A 22,550-nucleotide genomic window follows, 5' to 3' on the forward strand; every position below is an offset into this window, starting at 1 on the left:
AGTCTCGGGTTCGGTTCAGTTGGGGCAGGAGGTGCCGGCGAGCACGCGCATGGCCATGCCCTGATGGACAGTGGTGCTCGTGGCGCTGCCGGTGCTGCCCGCGGCGCTGGAGCGCAGGTCCCAGTTGGAGTTGGAGCACAGCGAGGCTCCGGTCGATGAGGTGCCTGCGATGCCGGAGGTGGTGGAGGCCAGGCTGCCGGTGCAGGCGTTGTCTTCGGATTTGGCCAGATCGAGGTCACTGATTCTGATGGGTGTGACGCCCAGACAGGAAGGCTTCTGCACCGTCACCGTGTACTGGGCGCCGGTCTTGCCGCTGTCGTTGGAGTCGACCAGCATGGTGTAGGCCGAGGTCATGGTCGAGAAGTCGTTGCTGACCGTGTACTCCAGACCCTGCTGGGCTGCCAGGTCGGCTTCGGTCTGGAACTGCTGGTTGCTCACGATCTTGGTGTTGAGCGTGGCCACCTTCATGGCGGACAGCGCCACGATCATCATGATGACCAGAAACACAAGGGCCACGATCATGGTGATCCCCCGCTGATGGCGGGCGGAGACATGCGGGCGACGGGCAAGGGGATGGAGACGGGCTGCCATGGATTCACTCCCTCTGGCCGGCGATGTTGTAGAGGCGGGCCGTGGCGGTGTAGACATGGCGCTTGTAGGCATCGCGGTAGGGGCCATCCGTCACCAGGGTGGTGCCGGTCGCCGGCAGGCCCATCTGGTAGGTGCGGGTATCGGTCCAGCCGGGGCTGGTTTCGGTGCTGCGGGCCAGCACGTGCACACGCACCGTCACTACGTTCTTCCAGTTGTTGGCCGGGGTGGTGAGCCAGTCATAGCCCGCTGTGGGCAGGGGGCAGCGGGTGGAAGTGATCTGTGTCACATCGGGAGCTCCGGGCGCATGCACATAGCAGTCGGGCGAGCCGTTGCTGTCCATGTCGATGCCGTAGTCGAACTGCAGGTCCTGAATACCGTCGACCAGCGGGGTGACGGTGTAGGCGCCGTTCACGAACTCGGCCACCTTGAGCGTGGGCACGTGGTCGTTGGTGGTGGTGCCGCAGTCGTTGCACGTGGCCAGGTAGTAGATGCGCTGCATCACCTTGTGAACCGGTGCCTTGGTGCTGCAGTCCTTGGTGGTCAGGGTATAGGGGGTGCCGCCGGATGCGGTGGTGGCTGCGATGAAGGGCTGGGTTTCGCTGCTGCACAGCGAGGTCTGCAGATACGTCTCGCCAGTGACGGCACTGGCGGCAGCCAGTTCCACCGACGACACCCGCGACACGATCAGCACCGGCGTGGTGGTACTGGCGTTGGGCAGACAGGTGGAGCCAGGGATGGTGCCCGGATCGTAGACCGGGAGGGGCAGTGTCGTCCCAGATACATATCCCAGACCGTCGGTAGAGGTGGCACAGGCGGTGGGAATTCCCAGGGCATTGAAGGACTTGGCACTGAGGTAGTTGAAGTACCCGGCCTGTTCGATTTCCTGCGTGAGCAGCTGCACGGCATAGCGGCCGTTCTCGATCTGGCGGGAGGAGCGGTCCAGCTCCGTGCGCGTGTTGGTGTTCGACACCAGCAGGCTGCCCAGTGCCGCCATGATGAACAGGCTGATGGTGATGGCCACCATCAGCTCGATGAGGGTCAGGCCGCGCTGCCGGCGCCCGGACACGGGGAGCAGGGTCGAGCGCGTCATGACAGTTTCCCTATGCGCACTTTGGCGGTGACGATGCGGTGCAGCCTTTCGTTGCTGTACTGGCCGTTGCCGCACGGGAAGGGCGTCACCCCGTCGGACAGCAGGGGGGCCGCGGTGGGAGCCAGTCCCTGCCACGACACCGTCACCATGTAGACATTGTTGGTGGCGTCGTCGAGCGTGATGCAGCCGCGCGCGCCGATCATGGCCCCGATCCTGGAGGTGCCGCTGAGCTCGGCACTGCCCTTGAGCAGGGTGTCCCACTCGGTGAGGTCGTTGGTGGCCTGGGTCTGCTGTGCCGAGGACCCGGTGCCACAGGTGGGGATCGAGGTGGCGCCCGTGCCCAGGGTGACACCCGTGGTGCTGTTGGAATAGCAGCTGGCCACCTGGCGGTTGGCGTTGAGGCGGCTCACCATGTCGTTCATGAGCTGCAGGGCCTGCACGCGCTGGTAGGACTCCATTTCGGACTGGTTCGAGTGGGCCACGAGGCCCGCAAGCCCGAGCAGCCCCACCAGCAGGATGATCAGCGTGACCAGCACCTCGATCAGCGAGATGCCTCTCTGTCGGGCGTTCATGAGCATGCTCCTGTCTTGGCGCTCGGCATGCCGTTGAGCGCGATGGTGACGCAGCGCGGCGAGACACCGTCCAGGGCGGGGGATGCCTGCACCGTGAACCGGGTGGCCGCGGTGGAGGTGCGGCCGTTGGGTGCGTAGGTGACGGTGCTCAGGCTGGCGGAATCGGAAATCGACACGCCCGACACTGCCATGTTGCGTTGCAGGATGGTGGTACCGTCCGTCACGTTCCAGCCTCCCATCCAGCCGCTGCCGGACGAGCCGCTCTGCACCATGCTGACGTTGCGGTTCTCGGAAATCGCCTGGCTGCGTGCGAGCAGCAGGGTGGCTGTCAGGTCGAAGGAGGCGTTGCGCACCCGCTGGTTGACCACGAACTGCCGGAAATTCGGAACGGCAAACGCCGCCAGGATGGCCACGATGACCACCACCGTCATCATTTCGATCAGGGTGAAGCCCCTGACCCTGGGGCGGCGCACTACCAGCATGACGCCGCTCCTGCGCTGCCGGAGGCCGTCTTCTGGTTGGCCTGATCCAGGGTGATGGTGCCGCAGTCCGTGTCGGCCAGCTAGGCGCCGGTGGGCGTGGCGGTGAGCGTGAAGCCCGGCGGCGTGGAGGTGACGGTGGCCGTCACGGTGTAGCTGCTGGTGAGGTTGGAGGGCACCGAGGTGCCGAGATCGGTGGACAGGTTGGCCGTGTAGCTGCGGGCGTCGAGCAGATAGCGCTGCTCCAGGTTGGCCACTTCCATGAGGTAGCTCTCGACGGCGTTGCGCTTGCTGCGCAGCACGTAGCGGGTATAGCTCGGGTAGGCGATTGCCGCCAGGATGGACACCACTGCCACCACGATCATGACTTCCACCAGCGTGAAGCCCCGGTGCGCGATGGATGCGGACTTGGAAGGAGTTTCAGGATGGAAGGACAGCATGGTGGCGACTCGTGAAAAGGGGGCGCAGTACGCACATGGCACGATCTGGACGGCAATGTTTCAAATATCGGCGAAATGAACGGGCGTTTTATTCAGGCATTGCGTCCATGAAGGCATGGAGATATTGATTTTCCATGCATCATAAATCAGGCTTTGGATGAGAAAAAGCGTATCTGGCGAAGACGGGATGATAGAAGAATTCCCCTTCTTCTATATGAAAGATAAATGAATGAAAGAAGGGCATCTGTATGTGCGCAATCCCGTACCTCACCGGGATGTGCGCTGCGGAGAACGGCGAGAACGCGGGCTGCACTTTACATGCAACCTGTTGTTTTTGTTTGATTTATCGCAAGGTGTCGAGGAACTTTCTGGAAGCTGCCTGGAATGATTCTTTTATATTTTTTAATAAATTAAACGAAGTTCCTATGCTGCTTTCTCGTGGCTGGATGGGGCAGGACGTGGGAAATATTCTACATTCATAGAATGAAAAGCAAGAATCGTGCCTTTGCATTGTGAGTATTTGTAACTCGGAAGTTTTATATATCGGGTTCCATTTGTGCACCAGAATGGAGATCGAGCTGGGCGGTGAATGAAAATGATGAAGCGTGAAAGATATATTAAATCCATCGCCTGTTGAATAATATGAATATCACATGGCGAAGCGATTTTTCAGCCCATGCCGCACCGACGTCTGGGATGCGGCGCCGACAAAAGCAGGGCGATGCGGGACCTCCTGGAGGCGGCAGGAGGGTGCAGGGGCTGCTCTGGGGCTGTCGAAAAGTCAGAGAGAGGATCGGCCCTTATACGGCTGCGGGCATGGAACAGGCGCCGCCATGAGCGGCCCTAGACAAAATAAAACCGCCCGGGGCAGAGCACCGGGGGCGGCAGAGGGGAGCCGTCTTGCAGACGCTCGCGGCACGGAGCCGCGGAGAGCCGTTTACAGGTCGAGCTGGTGCGCGAGGGCGCGTTCGACCTCGGGGAGGGGCGCACCGCTGCGCTCGGCCAGATCGCGGACCTGGTCCATGCCGATCTTGCCCACGCTGAAGTAGGTGCTCTCGGGGTGGCTGAAATAGAAGCCGCTGACGCTGGCTGCAGGCGTCATGGCGTAGCTTTCCGTGAGGCCCATGCCGATGCTTTCGGCCTGCAGCAGCTCGAACAGCGGCTTCTTGACCCGGTGATCCGGGCAGGCCGGGTAGCCCGGTGCAGGTCGGATACCGCGGTAGGACTCGGCGATCAGGGCGGCGTTGTCGAGGGTTGCAGCAGCTAGCCGCTGTAAGGTAGCAGCGTGGCCAGATCAACATGGCAGAATTCGCGGTACACGATGAAGTGCGAGCGAAGCAGTACACAGATCGTCCATTCGATCGACGTAGCGTTGGCCCGTACCATTGGCCAATGGTAGGTGGTGTTTGGGACATCCATTGCGTCCCTTGCTCGTATCGGTAAATACAGACCGTTGGCGACTTATGAAGAGAGAGCCGCCCCAAATGCCTTGACCGTTTCTTCGCTATCGCGCCCGGCAATGGTTTTCCCCATAGCCTGTTCGATCAGCTTCAACAGTGCGGCGGCGCGTTGGCGGACAAACGCATCGAAGTCGTCCGAGCGCAGCGCAGTCACCGGAATCACGTGGGAGACCAGAAACTCGTCCAGACTATCGGGGGCCACCTGCTTTACTTTCTGGATGCGTGCGAGGTACACACTGGGCGCATCCCCGCTGATGAAACGATTGGTGCTAGCAGCCAGAGGGGCCTTGTTGACCACACTGTTCCATTTTTCCTTGGGCAATTTCTGCTTTTCGCACCAGGCCCGGGGGAACACATGGTGGATGTCGATGGCGTTGTTGAAGTAGGTGTTGAGGTCGATCGGCGTACCGCTGATGAAATCCCTACCACCGTGTTTCATGAGCAAGGCGGACAGCCCCTTGTAGGCAGCTGCGAGGCGGCTTTGCAGCGACAGTAGGCGCGTCGGCGCGAAGTTGGCGTCGCGCACCGTGCGCGGTTCGCTGCCGCCTTCGACCCAGGCGACCACATCCTGGATGTCCATGCCGAAACGGGTTTCGTTGGCGCCGCCGTACAGTTCGCCCAGAACACCGCTCCAGTACCAGCGCAGCAGCTTTTGCTTGACGCCATGTTGCGTCGTACGGTCTGCTAGGTGCGCACAGATGGCCGACAACGGAACGAGCTGCGTGGCATACGGCAGGCTTCGGTCATCGAAGATTTTTTCTTCTGCCAGCAACTCGGCAGCCCGCTTGAAGCCTTTCTCCAAATCGGATTCCAACGCCTTGAAGTCCGCCAGCGGCAACTTCAGCACGTCTGCACGCTTGCAACTGACGGATGTGCCAAGCGCTTTGTGACGCCGATAGCTGGCCAGCAGAGTGACTGCGGTGAGAAAGCTGGTGCCATCCACCGCCGTAAGCACATCGTGCTTGGCGGTCAGTCGCTCCTGCCGCTCATCCCAGTCATCGCGCAGGTTGAATTCATCCGCTGCGAAGGTGGCGGTCATCAACTCGAACACGGTCAGCGTGACACCGCCGGTATTGACCTTCTCAAAGACTTGGCACACGGCTTCGCGTGGCGTGTCCTGGGTCAGTTCGATGGCGGGCACCTTGAACTGTTGGAAGCGCAGCCAGATTTCGTTGCGAAACCGCTGCATGAACTGCATGGCTTCCGTGGTGAATTGATGGTGCGCGCTGAAGCCGCTTTCCCAGGCCATGAACCCTTGGATGTCGAACAACAATGCCACGGGGAAGAGCCGCTGGCTGTACTGCAGATGTGGCGTGCTGACGTCCAGATCGACCTTTCGGCCGAAATCCGACGTGACTTGCAGCGTCTCCGGCACCGAGAGTACGGCATCTTCACGGTCCGCCGATTCATCCAGGCATTTGCTCATGTCGAGGAAATAAAGACGACGAATATCCGCGCCTTTCTCCGTGCGTGTTGGCACTGCCTGGCCACTGCGCAGCGCCAGGTACATGGAAGTCAAACGTTGCTGACCATCAAGTACGAGGGTCTTGGGAGCAGGCGCAGGTTGCAGGTTCACACCGGCAAACAGTCTGGGCTTGAATGGAACCCCACCTGCTTCCAGAAACATGACCGCTCCAATCGGGTAGGACAGCGAAAGGCTCGCAATCAATGACCGAATATGGCTATCGTCCCAGACCCAGCCACGCTGGAAATCAGGAAGCTGGATTTGTCCCGATGCAATTCCATCGAGGACATCTTTCAATGCAGGTTCGGCGGTGCGAAAGCTCATGCTCACCCTTGTTTTGATGCAATTTGTTACTTAAATACCTGCCTTCATGCTCTCACGTGGAGATCAGATTGCAGTGTCTGCAGCAGTAGAGAAGATGGTTGTTGTGCAGAGTGACGTACCTCGGCTGCATCTTATCTTTACAGGTCGAGCTGGTGCGCGAGGGCGCGTTCGACCTCGGGGAGGGGCGCACCGCTGCGCTCGGCCAGATCGCGGACCTGGTCCATGCCGATCTTGCCCACGCTGAAGTAGGTGCTTTCGGGGTGGCTGAAATAGAAGCCGCTGACGCTGGCTGCAGGCGTCATGGCGTAGCTTTCCGTGAGGCCCATGCCGATGCTTTCGGCCTGCAGCAGCTCGAACAGCGGCTTCTTGACCCGGTGATCCGGGCAGGCCGGGTAGCCCGGTGCAGGTCGGATGCCGCGGTAGGACTCGGCGATCAGGGCGGCGTTGTCGAGGGCTTCGTCGCGTGCGTAGCCCCACAGGTCGGTACGGACGCGCTGGTGCAGGTATTCGGCAAAGGCTTCGGCCAGCCGGTCCGCCAGGGACTTGAACAGGATGCTGGAATAGTCGTCGTGCGTGGCGGCATAGACGGCTTCCCGCACTTCGGCACCGATGCCGGCCGTGACCGCAAAGGCGCCCAGATAGTCGCGGCCCGGTTCTCCGTCCGCGGGGAAGTCGGTGGGAGCCGGTACCGGCAGGCGGTCGCGCGGGGCAACGAAGTCCGCCAGGCAGCGGCTCGGACGCTGCACGCCGCCGATCACCTGTTTTTCGGTCTGCTGGCGCACGCCGTGCCACACGAGCAGCGGGGTGGAGCGGGACTCATCGGCATAGAGAGCGATGTCGTCGTGGTGCACCGTGTTGGCGGGCCACAGCCCCATCACGCCGTTGGCGGTCAGCCAGCGGTGCTCGATGATCTGGTCGAGCATGGCGAGGCCGTCGGCATAGACCTTGCGGGCCTCCTCGCCCACCACCTCGTCCTGCAGGATGGCCGGGAAGCTGCCGGCCAGATCCCAGGTCTGGAAGAACGGTCCCCAGTCGATGTAGGGCCGCAGCGTGGCCAGATCGACGTGGCGGAATTCGCGTCGCCCGATGAAGTGCGGGCGAGGCGGCACATAGGCCGTCCAGTCGATCGGCGTGGCGTTGGCACGGGCCTTGGCCAGCGGCCACAGCACCTGCTGCTTCTTGCCGGCGTGCTGCTGGCGGATGCGTTCGTAGTCGGTGTGCAGGTTCTCGACGAAGCCATCGTGGGCGTCGCCGAGCAGGTTCTGGGCCACGCCCACGCTGCGCGAGGCATCGGGCACGTAGACCACCGGGCCTTCGTAGTGCGGGGCGATCTTGACGGCCGTGTGCACCCGGCTCGTGGTGGCGCCCCCGATGAGCAGCGGAATGTGGCGCAGGCGGAAGTGGTCGTCCTTCTGCATCTCGGAGGCGACGTACTGCATTTCCTCCAGGCTCGGGGTGATGAGCCCGGACAGGCCGATGATGTCCGCCCCTTCGGCCTTGGCGCGGGCCAGGATCTCGTGGCAGGGCACCATGACGCCCATGTTCACGACCTCGAAGTTGTTGCACTGGAGCACGACGGTGACGATGTTCTTGCCGATGTCGTGCACGTCGCCCTTGACGGTGGCCATGATGATGCGGCCGCGCGACTTCACGTCCATGCCGGCGGCTTCCTGCTGGCGCTTTTCCTCTTCGATGTAGGGCACCAGATGCGCCACGGCCTGCTTCATGACGCGGGCGGACTTGACCACCTGCGGCAGGAACATCTTGCCCTGGCCGAACAGGTCGCCCACCACGTTCATGCCGTCCATGAGCGGGCCTTCGATGACATGCAGCGGGCGGCCGCCCTTGCGCAGCACCTCCTGGTAGGCTTCCTCGGTGTCCTCGACGATGAAGTCGGTGATGCCGTGCACCAGGGCATGGCTCAGGCGCTCGTTGACGGGGGCGTTGCGCCATTCGAGCTTGCGGCTGTCGTCGCGGGCGGCGCCCTTGGCGGACTCGGCGATTTCGAGCAGGCGCTCGGCGGCATCGGGGCGGCGGTTGAGCACCACGTCCTCGACGCGGGTGCGCAGATCGGGATCGAGCTCGTCGTACACCCCGATCATGCCGGCGTTGACGATGCCCATGTCCATGCCCGCCTGGATGGCGTGGTAGAGGAACACGGTATGAATGGCCTCGCGCACCGGCTCGTTGCCGCGGAAGCTGAAGGACACGTTTGAAACCCCGCCCGACACCTTGGCGCCCGGCAGGTGGGCCTTGATCCAGCGCGTGGCCTCGATGAAGTCGACCGCGTAGTTGTTGTGCTCGTCGATGCCGGTGGCAATGGCGAAGACGTTGGGGTCGAAGATGATGTCTTCGGGCGGAAAGCCGATCTCGTCGACCAGCAGCCGGTAGGCCCGCTCGCAGATGGCGGTCTTGCGCTCGTAGGTGTCGGCCTGGCCCTGTTCGTCGAAGGCCATGACCACCACGGCCGCGCCATAGCGCTTGCACAGCAGGGCCTCGTGGCGGAACTTCTGCTCGCCTTCCTTGAGGCTGATGGAGTTGACGATGGCCTTGCCCTGGATGCAGCGCAGACCGGCCTCGATGACCTCCCACTTGGAGCTGTCCACCATGATGGGCACGCGGGCGATCTCGGGTTCGCTGGCGATCAGGTTGAGAAAGCGCACCATCGCGGCCTTGCTGTCGAGCATGGCCTCATCCATGTTGATGTCGATGATCTGGGCGCCGTTTTCCACCTGCTGGCGGGCCACCGCCAGGGCCTCCTCGTACTGGCCGTTGAGAATCAGCCGGGCAAACGCCTTGGACCCCGTGACGTTGGTGCGTTCGCCGATGTTGACGAAAAGATGGCCCTTGCCGATCACCAGGGGTTCGAGCCCCGACAGGCACATGGCCGGGGGCGTGGCGGTATCGGGTGTGTCGGAAATAGGGGCCTCGCCCGCAGTGGAAATGGAAGACAAGATGCGACCTCGGAAATGATCATCTCCGCATGCGCCGCGCAAGGCGGGCACCGGAAGGGGCTCGGCCCCCGGAGCAGGGGCGGCAATGACTGTGGATGATACCTATCCCGCGATGGCCTCGGCCACCCTGGGCGCTTCCGGAGCGGCGTCCGGCCGTGCGCGAGGCATGCGCCAAGGCGGCTCCAGAGGCCCCGTGCGCGGATGCCATGGACGCCCGGGTGCAAACACAGGATACATTTCGCACTGTATTGGTGCGCTCATGCCCCGTGAGGCACCGTACCGAGCAACAGGCCGGTACAGGGGAACCAGAGGCGTGCCGTAAGCTGCCGGAAAGCTCCATGCTGCGCTGCAACCTCCTTTGGCGCAGGCACAAAAGCAGGATGCGTATCTGCATCTTTTGCGCGGAGTGCATGCGCAAGAATGAAGGACAGGGGCGGTGCGTGCTGGCCGGGGCGGACAGGCCGGCCAGCCCGTGGCTCCGGCAGGCGCCCCAAGTTGCACCTGGCACCGGCTGACTGGCGGATGGAGTGCACCATGCCGGATGCACGTCCCTGGTGCACCTGGTGCCAAAATGTGTTGGCATGGTTCCTGCTACACCGTCCGCATCATCAACTGCAATGGAAGCAACGTCCATGAAGAAATCGCTCCTCTCCCTCGCCGCACTGGCTGCTGCCGCTTCCTGCGGCGCCGTCTGGGCTGAAGATGCAGCCGCTCCTGCTGCCGCAGCTCCCGCTTCTGCCGCCGCCACCCCGGCGCCTGCGGCAGAGGCCAGCTCCCCGCTGTCCTTCAACATCGGTCTGGTGAGCCTGTACAAGTACCGTGGTCAGGACCAGTACTTCACGGGCAGCGAGCATTATTCCCGTCCGGCCCTGCAGGGCGGCGTGGACTACGCGTTCTCCAATGGGCTGTATCTCGGCAACTGGAACTCCACCATCAAGCTGCCCGATCCCACCAGCACCTCCGGCAAGAATGCCAACGTGGAAATGGACTTCTACGGCGGCTACAAGTTCGCCACCGGCCCCCTGGGCTGGGACGTCGGCGTGCTGCGCTACCAGTACCCCGGTGCCAATGCCCTGAGCACCACCGAGCTGTACGCAAGTGCCACCTACAAGGAACTCACGCTCAAGTACTCGCACACCGTGTCGAGCAAGTACTTCGGTCTTGAGAACGGCCGCAACACCGGCTACCTGAACCTGGCCTGGGCGCATCCCCTGCGTGACGGCCTCACGCTCAACGCCTCCGTGGGCCATACCTTCATGACCAGCGACGTGCGCGCCGCCGGTCTGCCCAGCTACACCGACTACAGCGTGGGCGTGGCCTGGGACTTCATGCCCAAGACCACTCTGACCGCTGCCTTCGTGGGCGCCGACAAGTCCAGCAGCTATGGCTACGTCAACAAGGGTAAGGCCATCCTGGGCGTCAAGTACACCTTCTGATCATCTGAACAAGGATCCATACACCATGAAACTCGTGACCGCCATCATCAAACCCTTCAAGCTCGACGAAGTCCGCCAGGCACTGTCGGATGTGGGCGTGCAGGGCATCACCGTGACCGAGGTCAAGGGCTTCGGTCGCCAGAAAGGCCACACCGAGCTGTACCGCGGCGCCGAATACGTCGTCGACTTCCTGCCCAAGGTCAGGGTCGAGGCTGCCGTCGAAGACACCCTGGTCGACCAGGTTGTCGAGGCTGTCGAGAATGCCGCCCGCACCGGCAAGATCGGCGACGGCAAGATTTTCGTGTCTCCGCTGGAGCAGGTCATCCGCATCCGCACCGGCGAGACCGGCAGCGTGGCGCTGTAAGGGCCGCAAGGCTGCAATGCATCGAGGAATTTCATCATGAAGAAATCGTTCCTTCCCTTCCTGGCCCTGGCCGGTGCCGGGCTGGCTCTGGCCAGCGGCAGCACCTGGGCGCAGGACGCCGCTTCCGCAGCCGCTCCGGCTGCCTCGGCTGCGGCTTCTGCCGTCAAGGCCACCGTCAACAAGGGCGATACCGCCTGGCTGCTGGTGTCCACCGTGCTCGTCATCATGATGAGCATTCCCGGTCTGGCCCTGTTCTACGGCGGTCTGGCCCGTGCCAAGAACATGCTGTCCGTGCTGATCCAGGTGTTCGTGGTGTTCTCGCTGGTGAGCGTGCTGTGGGCCCTGTACGGCTACAGCCTGGCGTTCAACGGCGGCGGCTACTTCATCGGTGACCTGGGCAAGGCCTTCCTGGCAGGCGTCACGCCGACCTCTCTGGCCGACACCTTCAGCCCGGATGCCAAGCTCCCCGAGCTGGCCTTTGTGGCCTTCCAGTGCTCGTTCGCTGCCATCAGCGCTGCGCTGATCGTGGGTGCCTTCGCCGAGCGTGCGCGCTTTGTGGCTGTGCTGGCGTTCTCCGCCCTGTGGTTCACCTTCAGCTATGCGCCGATCGCCCACATGGTGTGGAGCGGCAACGGCTACCTGTTCAAGGCGGGCGCACTCGACTTCGCAGGCGGCACCGTGGTGCACATCAATGCCGGTATCGCCGGTCTGGTGGGTGCCTACGTCATCGGCAAGCGCACCGGCTTCGGCAAGGAAGCGTTCATGCCCCACAGCCTGACGCTGACCATGGTGGGTGCCTCTCTGCTGTGGGTGGGCTGGTTCGGCTTCAACGCCGGCTCCGCTCTCGAAGCCAACGGCATCGCTGCTCTGGCCTTCGTGAACACGCTGCTGGCGACCGCCATGGCTGCCATGTCCTGGATCGGCACCGAAGCGCTCAAGAAGCACAAGCCCTCCATGCTGGGTGCTGCCTCTGGCGCCGTGGCCGGCCTCGTGGCCATCACGCCGGCTGCCGGTACCGTGGGCCCCATGGGCGCCATCGTCCTCGGCCTGATCGCTGGCCCCGTCTGCCTGTGGGGTGTGACTGGCCTCAAGCGCCTGCTCAATGTCGATGACGCCTTCGACGCCTTCGGCGTGCACGGAGTCGGCGGTATCCTGGGCGCCCTGATGACCGGCGTGCTCACGGCTCCCAGCCTGGGTGGCACCGGCGCGGCCGACTACAACATGGCGCACCAGATGTGGGTGCAGTTCCAGGGCGTGATCATCACCATCCTGTGGTCCGGCATCGTGTCCTTCATCGCCTACCGTCTGGTGGATCTGGTGTTCGGCCTGCGTGTGCCCGAAGACGAAGAACGCGAAGGTCTGGACATCACCAGCCACGGCGAAGCAGCCTACAACCGCTGAGCAAGCTGATGCATGTGCTCCGGGCCCTGTGCCCGGGGCCGCATCTCCCGAGCCGCCACGGAGTTCCGTGGCGGCTTTTTTTCGTGGCAACGTCCGGGCGCAAAAAAGGCCGGCACTGTCGTGCCGGCCTGGGGACGCCTGTCTGGCGTTCTGGGGGTATGTCTCCTCGTCCCTCGTGGCTGCACCGGAATGCAGAGCGAGTGGCGCCACTGTAAGGCCGCGCGCAGTCCCCGTCGCTCCGTACTTACCCTTGCTGGCTCCCGGCAGGTGGACGAGGGGAGAGGCGGGACGTCATGGGGCGCTGCGGGGCCGCCTGCTGAGCGAACTGTCTTGTTTCCGTCATGGATGAGGTACAGTTTGTTACGAATGACCGGGCTATGGTACATAGAAAGGGGCGAGTGGAGCCGATGGGTACCGTCCCGAGGGCGGATGCGAGCGATGTGCCTTCACATGAGCTGGGCCTGCTAAGTGCATGCGGGATGGGCATAAAGACGGAGTGCGACGGGAGAGATGTGGCGTTTGTTACAAGATGACCATATGTAAATAAATGTTTCTCAGACAATCGAACCATCTGCTCGCACTGCACAACAACGATTACAGGCGATGCTTTGTCCGTCGCAGGGAGGTCTGCCATGAGCCATTCGATCTGCCGTCGTGCGCCCCCGTTCCCTCGGGCCCGGGAGGCGTCATGGAAAGGGGTAGCCATGGCTGCGCTGCTGGCCGGTGCCGCCCCCTGGGCACAGGCGCAGGAGGGTGGTGCACCCAGGGCGCCGGAGCGGCAGCCCGCAGCGTCCGATGCGGACAGGCAAGCGCCCTACAGCGCGCAGGCGCATGACGCGCTGGTGGCGGACTGGCGCGCGGGCCGGGCGCGGGGCGATCAGGTCTTTGCCACGCTGCGGGGCTGGGCGCAGGAGCTGCCAGCCGGGCCGGAGCGTGTGCGTGTGGTGGCCGATGCCCTGGTGGTAGGGCACCGCGTGGCGCTGGACCGGCAGGTCGTGGCCCTGGCGGCGTCCCAGGGCGGCACGGCAGGCGAAGGCTGGGCGGACTATGCCCTGCCTGCGCTGCTGGCGGCATGCCGCACCGTCCGGCAGACGGAACTGCAGGGCCGGGTCATCGCCCGCATGGAGGCGCTCTCGCCGGGCGCGTGGGAGCCGGCCATGCGGCGTGTGCAGTGGATGATCGATGCCGGGCAGCAGACCGAGGCCGGCCCGGCGCTCGAAGCCCTGCAGGCCCGCGCAGCCCATGGCCCGCTCCGGCAGCGGCTCGATGTGCTGGAGCTGCGGGCGGCACGGGCCGAGGCGCAGGGCGATCTGCTGCAGGCCGTGCAGTGGTACGAGGCGGAGCTGGCGCTCGACCCCGACAACGCCTATGCCCAGCATGCACGGGTGGCGGCCCTTCTGGCACTGCGTGCTCCGGGGGCCCTGAGCGACGATGCGCGTGACCCGCAGGGCCGCATGCTGACCACGCTCGGCCCGCTGGACCGGCAGCGCATTACACTGGCCGGTCTGGCTGCGCGTCTGCGCTGGGCCGTGGCGAGCCGGGATCAGCACACCGGGGCCGCCCGCTTCGAGGCGCTCAATGCCCTGGATGCCGACTATGCCCGGCAGGATGCCGGCATGCGTGCAGCAGCGGGAGCCGACTGGGACACGCCCGCCTGGAAGGCTCTGCGTGCATCTGCGCTGGCCGACCGGATGCAGGCCGACAGGGAGCGCGAGCAGCCGGAGGCCATCGAGCAGCTGGCTGCACGGGCGCAGGCCGAAGGACTGCCACTGCCGTATTACGGCAAGGCCGCGCTGGCGTGGGCCCATGCGGCCCGGCAGGAGGCACGGGTGGCGGCCGGGCTCTACGACGAGGCGCTGCGCGAGGGGGGCAGTGCCATTGCAGTGCCCTCAGACCTGTACACCGATACGGTCTATGCCTATGTAGACGCCGGGCGGTTCGACGACGCGGACCGCATGGTGGCGTGGATCGCAGCGCGCACGCCCCGGCAGCAGCGTCTGGCGCCCGTGGCGGGCACCCACAACGCACAGTATGACGAGGTGCAGCAGCTCAGGGCCAACACCTTGCTCTACAGCGACCGGCTGGCCCAGGCCGAGCAGGCCTATGCCGCGCTGGTGGAGGCGGCTCCCGGCAACGTCGGCTTTGCCGCAGGGGCGGCGCAGGCCCAGGCCATGCGGCAGCGTCCCGAGCGGGCGCGGGCCCTGTACCGGGCCCTGCTCACCGACCACCCGGAATCCCGCGAGGGCCGTGCCGGCTATGCCCATGTGCTGATGGAATCGGGCGACATGGGAGAGGCCCGGGAGCAGATCGCCCAGCTGCGCACCCAGGAAGGGGACAGCATGCGGGTGCAGCGCATGGAGCGCGAATACGCGCAGCGGGCTGCCGCCTATGTGCAGATCGACATGGCGGCCGGCCGCGACGGTGGCACGCTCGCCAATGACGACCGGCTGGTCGACACCCGGCTGTACTCGCCTCTGCTGCGCGATCACTGGCGGCTGTTTGCCCACCATGTGTGGGCCAGCGGCACCTATGACGACCAGCGCCCGCTGCACGGACGGGTGGGGCTGGGGGCGCAGTGGGTGTCGGGGCCCTGGGCCGTGCAGGGCGAGCTCAACCAGTCGCTGCATGGCCGTCATGGCAACGCGACCGGCGTGGCGCTCGACGGCAGCTACCGCCTCACCGACGCCTGGCAGATCCATGCGGCAGCGGACACCAACGTGGTGGATGTGCCCTGGCGCGGCTGGGATGCCGGGGTGACCGGCAAGCGCTACGAGGCTGGCGTGCGCTGGGCGCCCAGCGAATCGCGGCGCGTCGAGGGGAGCTACAGCCAGCTGCGGCTCGGCGACGGCAACCGGGGCCACGAGTGGGTGGCCGGCTGGGAGGAGCGCTGGTACAGCGGGCCCGTGGTGCAGTTCGGCACCCGCCTGAGCGTGACCGATGGCGGCTTCGGCCGGCAGGACGTGGCCTACTTCAGTCCTGAGCACTACACACATGTCCGCCTGGGAGGGCGGCTGCAGGTGCTGACCTGGAAGGACAGCGACCGCCGCATGATGCAGACCCTGGAGGTGGGGGTGGGCTCCTACCGGCAGCGGGGCTACGGCAGCCAGGGCACCCTGGATGTGCGCTACCAGCACGATTGGGCACTGTCGCCCGTGACCGGGTTCTATTACGGGGTGAGCTGGGCCGACCGCCCCTTCGACGGGGTGAAGGAGCGCAGGCGCGCCCTCTTTGCCGGACTGACCTGGGCGCTGAGGTGACATCATGCACACGATTCCTGATCCTGTCCCTGCTCCCGGCCCTGCAGACTTCTCTGCGGAATTTTCTGCCTCCGTCCCTGAGCCGTCGGCCGGACGCCGCAGGTTCCTGCGCATGGCCGGGGCCCTGCCGGTGGTGGCGGCGCTGCCCGCCCGCGCGCTGACCCTGGTCGACGATCCGGGCGATGGCCGCACCTTCCGCGCCATCGTGTTCCACGACATCCGTGCCGACGTCAAGGCCAGCTTTGCCGTCGACCCCGAGGATGCGGCGGTCAACAGCGCCTCGCTGGCGGAATTCTTCGAGTGGCTGCGCTACAGCGGGCATCATCCGGTGGGCGTGCAGCAGCTCCTCGATGCGCGGGAGGGGCGCACGCCGCTGCCCGCACGGGCGCTGCTGCTCACCTTTGACGACGGCTACGCCAGCTTCTACCAGAAGGTGTACCCGCTCTTGCGCATGTACCGCTATCCGGCCGTGCTGGCGCTCGTCACCCGCTGGATGGAGACGCCCGCCGGCGGACAGGTGCCCTACGGCGATCGCCTGCGCCCGCGTGCCGACTTTGTGAGCTGGGCCGAGGCCCGCGAGATGGTGCAGTCCGGCCTGGTCGAGATCGCCAGCCACAGCCATGACCTGCACCACGGCCAGCAGGCCAACCCCCAGGGCAACCAGCTGCCCGCCGGGGTGTCTCTCGCCTGGGATCCGGCCACCCGCCGCTACGAAACCGTGGCGGCCTACCGGCAGCGGGTGGAGCGTGACCTGGCCACCAGCAGCCAGATCATTGCCCGGCAGGTGGGGCAGCGGCCGCGCATGGTGGTCTGGCCCTACGGCAGCTACAACGCGCATACGCAGGAGGCGGCCCGCAGGGTCGGCCTGCCTGTCATGGCCACGCTGCGCGACGGACCGAACCGCGTCGATGCCCCGTTCGATGCCATCGGCCGCGCCTACGCGTCCTACTCCACCACCATGGCCGACTACGCCGCCCTGCTGCGGCAGCCGGACTCCGATGCCGGTATCCGGCCCGCCCAGCGCGTGCTGCACGTCGATCTGGACTACGTGTACGACCCCGACCCGGCCCAGCAGGAGCGCAATCTCTCGGCCCTGCTCGACCGCATCAAGGCCGCAGGCCCCCGCACCGTGTTCCTGCAGGCCTATGCCGATGCCGACGGGGACGGCGTGGCCGACGCGCTGTACTTCCCCAACCGGCACCTGCCCATGCGGGCCGACCTGTTCAGCCGGGCCGCGTGGCAGATCCGGACGCGCGCACAGGTCGACGTGTACGCCTGGATGCCGGTGCTGGCATTCCGCCTGCCGGCAGGGCATCCGCTGGCTGGGCGCGTGGTCCGGGCCGATGCCCGCGTGCATGCCGAAGCCGTGCACAGGGGCGGCGCCGCCCACCAGGACCGCTATGCCCGGCTCTCGCCCTTCGATGCCGACGTGCGGCGCCTGATCCTCGACCTCTACGACGACCTGGGCAGCCATGCCGCGTTTGCCGGCGTGCTCTTCCATGACGATGCCACCCTGGCCGACGACGAGGACGCCAGCCCTGCCGCGCTCGACACCTATGCCTCCTGGGGCTTGCCGCGCGACATTCCGGCCATCCGGCGCGATCCGGCGCTGGCCGCGCGCTGGGCTGCCGGCAAGACCGAGGCGCTCACCCGCTTCACCCTGGAGCTGGCGGCACGCCTGCGGCAGTGGCAGCCTCGGCTGCGCACCGCCCGCAACCTGTACGCCCGCACCGTGCTCGAACCTGCCGCCCGCGACTGGATGGCGCAGGACTACCGCGAGGCCCTGCGCAGCTACGACTACACCGCCGTCATGGCCATGCCCTTCATGGAAGGCGCCACCGACCCCGACCGCTGGCTGGCCGAGCTGGCGCACCGTGCCCTGGCCGAGCCCGATGCCGCCCAGCGGGTGCTGTTCGAGCTGCAGACCCGCGACTGGCGCACGCGCCAGCCGGTGCCCGACGACGTGCTCGTCGCGCAGACCGCGCTGCTGCGCCGCAGCGGCATCCGGCACATCGGGTGGTATCCCGACGACTTTCCGGCCAATCAGCCCTCGCTCGCGGCCCTGCGTGCGGGGCTGTCGGTAGCCACCGAGGCCACGGGCCTGGCGCTGCCGCGTGCCGCCGCACCGGCCGCCGCTGGCCGGCCCCCCTTCACCGGTCTGCAGGGAGCCGCATCATGAACGCCTTCTCCTGGATCCAGATGCCTCTGCCCACGCTGGCAGATGTGATGTCGGCCTTCGTCTTCTACTATCCGTTCCTCATGGCCTACATCTGGATGGCCGGGGGGCTGGCATTCGCCCTCATCTTCGAGCGCCGGCGCCACTGGCACCAGAACCCCGTGACGCTGCTGCCCTCCACCCCCATGGTGAGCGTGCTCATTCCCTGCTACAACGAGGCCGCCCACATCCGCGAGGTGGTGCGGCAGCTGCTGCGCAGCCGTTATCCCGCGTTCGAGATCATTGCCGTCAACGACGGCAGCACCGATGCCACCGGCACCCTGCTCGACGAGCTCGCCAGCCTGCATCCCACCCACCTGCGCGTCGTCCACAACGCGCACAACCAGGGCAAGGCCGTGGGGCTCAACACCGCCGCGCTGCTCGCCCGGGGCGAATACATCCTGGGCATCGACGGAGACGCCCTGCTCGACACGGACGCCATCGGCTGGCTCATGGACACCATGCTGGAGGACCACCGGGTGGGCGCCGTCACCGGCAACCCCCGCATCCGCAACCGCACCACGCTGCTCGGCCGCATGCAGGTGGGCGAGTTCTCGGCCACCATCGGCCTCATCAAGCGCTGCCAGCAGCTCTGGGGGCGGCTGTTCACCGTCTCGGGCGTCATTGCCATGTTCCGGCGCAAGGCCCTGCTCGAAGTCGGCCTGTGGCACCCCGGCATGATGACCGAGGACATCGACGTGAGCTGGCGCCTGCAGCTCGCCGGCTGGCGGGTGTGCTTCCAGCCCCGGGCACTGGCCTGGATTCTCATGCCCGAAACCCTGCACGGGCTGTGGAAGCAGCGGCTGCGCTGGGCGCTCGGGGGCATCCAGACCGTGCTGCGCCACATCCCGGCGCTGCTGCACTGGCGCCAGTGGCGCATGTGGCCGCTGTGCATGGAATACCTCCTGAGCGTGTTCTGGTCCTACTGCTTCCTGTGCCTGACGTGCATGGCCGTCGTGGCCCGGGTGGTGGGCACCGACGTGCTGCCCGGCTGGAGCACGGCCCTGCTGCCGCACTGGCACGGCGCGCTGCTGGGCACCACCTGCGTGCTGCAGATGCTCGTGAGCCTGTGGATCGACCGCTACTACGACCGCGACCTGCTGCGCTACGCGGTCTGGACCATCTGGTATCCGATTGCCTATTGGCTCATCAACACGGTGAGCATCATCACCGCAGTGCCGCAGGCCCTGCTGCGCAGCGGTGCACAACGCGCCATCTGGCGCAGCCCCGACCGGGGCATCGGAACAGGAGAAACGACATGAGCACACAATCCGACCCCCTGCTGCACGCCCCCCGCCCCAACCAGGCACCCCAGGAGGAAGTGCTTTCGCCCGAATACGAGCAGGCCATCCTGGCCGCGCGCAAGGCCGACATGCCCATCATCGACATCTCCCAGGAATCCATGAACCGCTACCGCCGGCGCTGGCCCCGTCGTGCCGAGCGCTACTTCGTCTGGTTCCACTACCTGCGACCCGTGGTGCTGGTGGTGTGCTGGGCGCTGGTGGTGTGGTATGTGTGGGCGCAGGTATCTGGCGCACCCCTCGGCGGCACGGGGCTGGGCCTGTTTGACCTCTACCTGCTGGTGATGCTCACCGTCGCGCTCATGCTGATGCTCTCGGTGGCGTGGAAATGGCTGGAAAGGCGCAACGAGGACGACCGCCTCGGGGCTCCCCGCGGGCCGAGCACGCTCGAAGAAGTCTCCCACTACGCGGGCATTTCGACCGACGAGCTGGAACGCTGGCAGGCCGAGCGCGTGGTCATGGCCCACCATGACGCGTTCGGGCAGTTCGTGGCTACCAGCACCTCCGCCAGACCGCCGGCCGCCGTGCCGCCCCTCACCACCGATCCCGCCACCTCCGACGACATCCAGCAGCCTCCCTGCATGCGCTAGCCATACCGCAGCCATGCCGCACCGCACTGCTGCAGCCGTGGAGCCGCAGCACAACCCGGGCACAGTGCCGAAAGCAGTGCCGTGCACGGGCCTGCACCCTCCGCATCACCGCGCCCCTGTGGTGATGCGGCGGCGGTGAACCTGCAGTGATCCGTGGCAGGGCCTGCCCTACACCCGGTCCAGAAAGCGCTTGCGTCAGAACCACAGGCTCAGCGCCACCGTGATGAGCGCCATCGCCCCCAGGGTGATCCAGAAGCCGTCCTGCCAGTCGAGCGCCGGCATGTTCTTGAAGTTCATGCCGAACACCCCGGCAATCAGGTTCAGTGGCAGAAAGATGGCCGTGAGCGTCGTGAGCACCTTCATGATGTCGTTGGTGCGGTTGCTCTGTACGCTGAAGTGAATCTGCACCGCCGTCTCGGCCGACTGCTCCAGCCGCTGCACGTGGTGCACCACGCGCTGGATGTGCTCGATGATGTCGCGCGCGCGGGCAATGAGCTGGTCGTGCTGCAGCTGCGCCAGGCGCCGCGCCTCCTTGGTCGCCCCGGCCGCCAGCGGCTGCTCGCGCAGGCTGTCGAGCCACTCCTGCATGGCATCGTGCTGCTCGTCGCACAGGTCTTCGAGCATGTGCAGCTGGTTGCGCGCCATCAGCAGGGTGCTCCAGTCGGTGAACTGGCTCGTCGTCTTGAGCAGCGCCTCCTGCCAGTGGTCGAGCTGCTGCGTCAGCTCGCGCCGCACGTCGAGGTAGCTGTCCACCATGGTGTTGATCATGCGCAGCACCAGATCGGCCGGGCTGAACGGCAGGCGGCTGCGCACCCCCGTGGGGGTGGATGCAGATGCAGCCGCAGACGCGCCGCCGCTGTCCACACTCAGCTGCGCATCGGCCAGGTAGCGGTCGATGTACTCGTGCGCCGAGTGGCAGTGCAGCGGGTGCACGCTGATGAGCAGCCGGTCGAACACCGCAAACCCCACGGCCATCGACCGGATGCGGCGGAACGTCGCCAGCGAGGCGCGGCCCCCTTCGCGGGCCTCCTCGCCTTTGGGGCGTCCGCCTCGGGCCGCGCTCGCGGAGGAGGGGACTGCCGTCAGGTCCTGCAGCTCCCGGTCCTCGGCGCTGCCGCGCATCTCGCCCTTGGTGGCCAGACGGCGGAAGATGATCAGGTCATACACCGAGGTGTAATCGTAGTTCGACGGATGGGCCGCATACGCCAGATCGCGGCAGTGCAGATCGAACAGCTGCGACCCGCCCAGGTGCTGTGCCGCCTGCTGCACCGTCGGCAGCAGGGCAGGCAGCTCCTCGCGGTCCAGAATCAGCCACACAAAGCCCTCTGCCGGCAGCGCCGCAGGCACCGCGTCGGCAAAGCGCAAGGTATCGGCCGTGAATTCGACGATCTGCATGGCAGGCAGCAGGGGCAGGTGTACCGGCGAACGGTGCGAAAACGAAAACCGCCCGGCCTCAGCGGCCGTGCGTGCGCAGCCACTGCGCCGCTTCCAGCGCGCTGTAGGTCAGAATGCCATCGGCCCCCGCCCGCTTGAACGCCAACAGGCTCTCCATCATCACCGCGTCGTGGTCGATCCAGCCGTTCTGCGCCGCCGCCTTGAGCATCGCGTATTCGCCGCTCACCTGGTAGACGAAGGTGGGGACGTGGAAAGTCTCCTTCACCCGCCGCACGATGTCCAGATACGGCAGCCCCGGCTTGACCATCACCATGTCGGCCCCCTCGGCAATGTCGAGCGCCACCTCGCGCAGCGCCTCGTCGCTGTTGGCCGGGTCCATCTGGTAGACCTTCTTGTTGCTCTTGCCCAGATTGGAGGCACTGCCCACCGCGTCGCGGAACGGGCCGTAGAACGCGCTCGCATACTTGGCGCTGTAGGCCATCAGGCGCGCATTCACCAGCTCCTCGCGCTCGAACGCGGCACGGATCGACCCGATGCGCCCGTCCATCATGTCGCTCGGCGAAATGATGTCGGCCCCCGCCTGTGCGTGCAGCACCGACATGCGCGTGAGCAGCTCCACCGTGATGTCGTTGAGGATGTAGCCGCTGTCGTCGAGCACCCCGTCCTGCCCGTGGCTGGTGTAGGGGTCGAGCGCCACATCCGTCATCACGGCCAGCTCCGGAAACTCCTGCTTGATCGCCGCGATCGTGCGCGGAATCAGCCCCTCGGGATTGAGCGCCTCTCGCCCCTCCGGGTCCTTGAGCGACGGATCGATGGCAGGGAACAGGTCGATGCACGGAATGCCCAGCTCCACGCACTGCTCGGCCACCCGCAGCAGCAGGTCGATCGACAGCCGCTCCACCCCCGGCATCGACCCCACCGCCTCGCGCCGCTGCGTGCCCTCGTGCACGAACACCGGCAGGATGAAGTCATCGGCACTCACATGGTGCTCGCGCACCATGCGGCGGGTAGCGTCATCCACACGCAAACGGCGCGGACGACCAGCAGGAAAAGCAGCGTAAGGAGTAGTCATGATCCCAGCAACAAAGACAGAACACAAAAGCACCCCCTCCCGTGTGCCCCGCAGACCCCCGGCCCGCCATCAGCCCACGGAACAGGGCGGAATGGGGGCATTCTATGCCGGTGGGCGCGGCGCGGCGCGGCGCCGTGCCTTGCG

Annotated in this window: 16 protein-coding genes and 1 pseudogene; 7 read left to right on the plus strand and 10 right to left on the minus strand. The window is 65.8% G+C overall.

The genetic code is table 11. From position 1 onward, the window contains the following. Window positions 1–15: 15 nt before the first annotated feature. From ACP2WS_RS05220 to metH, 8 genes and pseudogenes are all read right to left on the minus strand, one after another. Complete coding sequence (locus ACP2WS_RS05220) at window positions 16–591, minus strand: pilus assembly PilX family protein (protein ID WP_426459821.1); 576 nt, start codon at window positions 589–591, stop codon at window positions 16–18. 4 nt (window positions 592–595) lie between these two features. After that, window positions 596–1,681 (minus strand): PilW family protein, encoded by a 1,086-nt coding sequence (locus ACP2WS_RS05225; RefSeq protein ID WP_426459822.1) that lies wholly within the window; start codon window positions 1,679–1,681, stop codon window positions 596–598. Continuing rightward, complete coding sequence (gene pilV, locus ACP2WS_RS05230; RefSeq protein WP_426459823.1) at window positions 1,678–2,259, minus strand: type IV pilus modification protein PilV; 582 nt, start codon at window positions 2,257–2,259, stop codon at window positions 1,678–1,680. Before pilV ends, ACP2WS_RS05225 begins: the two co-directional genes overlap by 4 nt. Beyond that, window positions 2,250–2,735 (minus strand): GspH/FimT family pseudopilin, encoded by a 486-nt coding sequence (locus ACP2WS_RS05235; protein ID WP_426459824.1) that lies wholly within the window; start codon window positions 2,733–2,735, stop codon window positions 2,250–2,252. The genes pilV and ACP2WS_RS05235 overlap by 10 nt, the downstream gene beginning before the upstream one ends. A gap of 80 nt (window positions 2,736–2,815) precedes the next feature. Then, window positions 2,816–3,172 carry a type IV pilin protein gene (locus ACP2WS_RS05240; RefSeq protein ID WP_426459825.1) on the minus strand — a complete coding sequence of 119 codons (357 nt, stop codon included), beginning with the start codon at window positions 3,170–3,172 and terminating at the stop codon, window positions 2,816–2,818. 937 nt (window positions 3,173–4,109) lie between these two features. Continuing rightward, a pseudogene (locus ACP2WS_RS05245) lies at window positions 4,110–4,427 on the minus strand (vitamin B12 dependent-methionine synthase activation domain-containing protein); the annotation flags it as partial. Window positions 4,428–4,633: 206 nt separating this feature from the next. After that, the gene (locus ACP2WS_RS05250; RefSeq protein WP_426459827.1) at window positions 4,634–6,421 is read right to left on the minus strand and encodes a GmrSD restriction endonuclease domain-containing protein; all 1,788 of its coding nucleotides are present in this window, start codon (window positions 6,419–6,421) and stop codon (window positions 4,634–4,636) included. Window positions 6,422–6,558: 137 nt separating this feature from the next. Next, entirely contained in the window at window positions 6,559–9,306 is a 2,748-nt protein-coding gene (gene metH, locus ACP2WS_RS05255; protein WP_426459963.1) for a methionine synthase, read from the minus strand. Window positions 9,307–10,007: 701 nt separating this feature from the next. Here metH and ACP2WS_RS05260 point away from each other — a divergent pair. The 7 genes from ACP2WS_RS05260 (at window position 10,008) to ACP2WS_RS05290 (ending at window position 19,939) form a co-directional block, all read left to right on the plus strand. Next, on the plus strand, window positions 10,008–10,811 hold the full coding sequence (locus tag ACP2WS_RS05260) for a TorF family putative porin (RefSeq protein WP_426459828.1): 804 nt from the start codon (window positions 10,008–10,010) through the stop codon (window positions 10,809–10,811). Window positions 10,812–10,836: 25 nt separating this feature from the next. Then, window positions 10,837–11,175 carry a P-II family nitrogen regulator gene (locus ACP2WS_RS05265; protein ID WP_426459829.1) on the plus strand — a complete coding sequence of 113 codons (339 nt, stop codon included), beginning with the start codon at window positions 10,837–10,839 and terminating at the stop codon, window positions 11,173–11,175. Window positions 11,176–11,211: 36 nt separating this feature from the next. Continuing rightward, window positions 11,212–12,576: an ammonium transporter gene (locus tag ACP2WS_RS05270; protein WP_374492105.1), complete on the plus strand. Its 1,365-nt coding sequence runs from the start codon at window positions 11,212–11,214 to the stop codon at window positions 12,574–12,576. A gap of 632 nt (window positions 12,577–13,208) precedes the next feature. After that, window positions 13,209–15,833, plus strand: coding sequence for a tetratricopeptide repeat protein (locus tag ACP2WS_RS05275; protein WP_426459830.1), 2,625 nt, complete (start codon window positions 13,209–13,211; stop codon window positions 15,831–15,833). A 112-nt stretch (window positions 15,834–15,945) separates the two neighbouring features. Continuing rightward, on the plus strand, window positions 15,946–18,012 hold the full coding sequence (gene pgaB, locus ACP2WS_RS05280; protein WP_426459831.1) for a poly-beta-1,6-N-acetyl-D-glucosamine N-deacetylase PgaB: 2,067 nt from the start codon (window positions 15,946–15,948) through the stop codon (window positions 18,010–18,012). Further along, window positions 18,009–19,310, plus strand: coding sequence for a poly-beta-1,6-N-acetyl-D-glucosamine synthase (gene pgaC, locus ACP2WS_RS05285; protein WP_426459832.1), 1,302 nt, complete (start codon window positions 18,009–18,011; stop codon window positions 19,308–19,310). Before pgaB ends, pgaC begins: the two co-directional genes overlap by 4 nt. Next, window positions 19,307–19,939 (plus strand): PgaD family protein, encoded by a 633-nt coding sequence (locus ACP2WS_RS05290; protein WP_426459833.1) that lies wholly within the window; start codon window positions 19,307–19,309, stop codon window positions 19,937–19,939. Before pgaC ends, ACP2WS_RS05290 begins: the two co-directional genes overlap by 4 nt. A 195-nt stretch (window positions 19,940–20,134) precedes the next feature. On the opposite strand, the gene ACP2WS_RS05295 is transcribed toward ACP2WS_RS05290, so the two are convergent. Both ACP2WS_RS05295 and hemB read right to left on the minus strand, forming a co-directional pair. Beyond that, window positions 20,135–21,334, minus strand: a complete 1,200-nt coding sequence (locus tag ACP2WS_RS05295) for a magnesium transporter CorA family protein (RefSeq protein WP_426459834.1) — start codon at window positions 21,332–21,334, stop codon at window positions 20,135–20,137. Window positions 21,335–21,392: 58 nt separating this feature from the next. Further along, window positions 21,393–22,406: a porphobilinogen synthase gene (gene hemB / locus ACP2WS_RS05300; protein ID WP_374492098.1), complete on the minus strand. Its 1,014-nt coding sequence runs from the start codon at window positions 22,404–22,406 to the stop codon at window positions 21,393–21,395. Between the last annotated feature and the right edge of the window lie 144 nt (window positions 22,407–22,550).

The organism is Brachymonas moutaii (nom. illeg.) (genome assembly GCF_049977365.1).
Lineage (GTDB): Bacteria > Pseudomonadota > Gammaproteobacteria > Burkholderiales > Burkholderiaceae_C > Brachymonas.

What these genes read in the sequence shown, in the direction of transcription:
- ACP2WS_RS05220 (WP_426459821.1), bottom strand. Translation starts at nt 591, where the DNA reads ATGGCAGCCCGTCTCCATCCCCTTGCCCGTCGCCCGCATGTCTCCGCC.
- ACP2WS_RS05225 (WP_426459822.1), bottom strand. Translation starts at nt 1,681, where the DNA reads ATGACGCGCTCGACCCTGCTCCCCGTGTCCGGGCGCCGGCAGCGCGGC.
- pilV (WP_426459823.1), bottom strand. Translation starts at nt 2,259, where the DNA reads ATGCTCATGAACGCCCGACAGAGAGGCATCTCGCTGATCGAGGTGCTG.
- ACP2WS_RS05235 (WP_426459824.1), bottom strand. Translation starts at nt 2,735, where the DNA reads ATGCTGGTAGTGCGCCGCCCCAGGGTCAGGGGCTTCACCCTGATCGAA.
- ACP2WS_RS05240 (WP_426459825.1), bottom strand. Translation starts at nt 3,172, where the DNA reads ATGCTGTCCTTCCATCCTGAAACTCCTTCCAAGTCCGCATCCATCGCG.
- ACP2WS_RS05250 (WP_426459827.1), bottom strand. Translation starts at nt 6,421, where the DNA reads ATGAGCTTTCGCACCGCCGAACCTGCATTGAAAGATGTCCTCGATGGA.
- metH (WP_426459963.1), bottom strand. Translation starts at nt 9,306, where the DNA reads ATGTGCCTGTCGGGGCTCGAACCCCTGGTGATCGGCAAGGGCCATCTT.
- ACP2WS_RS05260 (WP_426459828.1), top strand. Translation starts at nt 10,008, where the DNA reads ATGAAGAAATCGCTCCTCTCCCTCGCCGCACTGGCTGCTGCCGCTTCC.
- ACP2WS_RS05265 (WP_426459829.1), top strand. Translation starts at nt 10,837, where the DNA reads ATGAAACTCGTGACCGCCATCATCAAACCCTTCAAGCTCGACGAAGTC.
- ACP2WS_RS05270 (WP_374492105.1), top strand. Translation starts at nt 11,212, where the DNA reads ATGAAGAAATCGTTCCTTCCCTTCCTGGCCCTGGCCGGTGCCGGGCTG.
- ACP2WS_RS05275 (WP_426459830.1), top strand. Translation starts at nt 13,209, where the DNA reads ATGAGCCATTCGATCTGCCGTCGTGCGCCCCCGTTCCCTCGGGCCCGG.
- pgaB (WP_426459831.1), top strand. Translation starts at nt 15,946, where the DNA reads ATGGCCGGGGCCCTGCCGGTGGTGGCGGCGCTGCCCGCCCGCGCGCTG.
- pgaC (WP_426459832.1), top strand. Translation starts at nt 18,009, where the DNA reads ATGAACGCCTTCTCCTGGATCCAGATGCCTCTGCCCACGCTGGCAGAT.
- ACP2WS_RS05290 (WP_426459833.1), top strand. Translation starts at nt 19,307, where the DNA reads ATGAGCACACAATCCGACCCCCTGCTGCACGCCCCCCGCCCCAACCAG.
- ACP2WS_RS05295 (WP_426459834.1), bottom strand. Translation starts at nt 21,334, where the DNA reads ATGCAGATCGTCGAATTCACGGCCGATACCTTGCGCTTTGCCGACGCG.
- hemB (WP_374492098.1), bottom strand. Translation starts at nt 22,406, where the DNA reads ATGACTACTCCTTACGCTGCTTTTCCTGCTGGTCGTCCGCGCCGTTTG.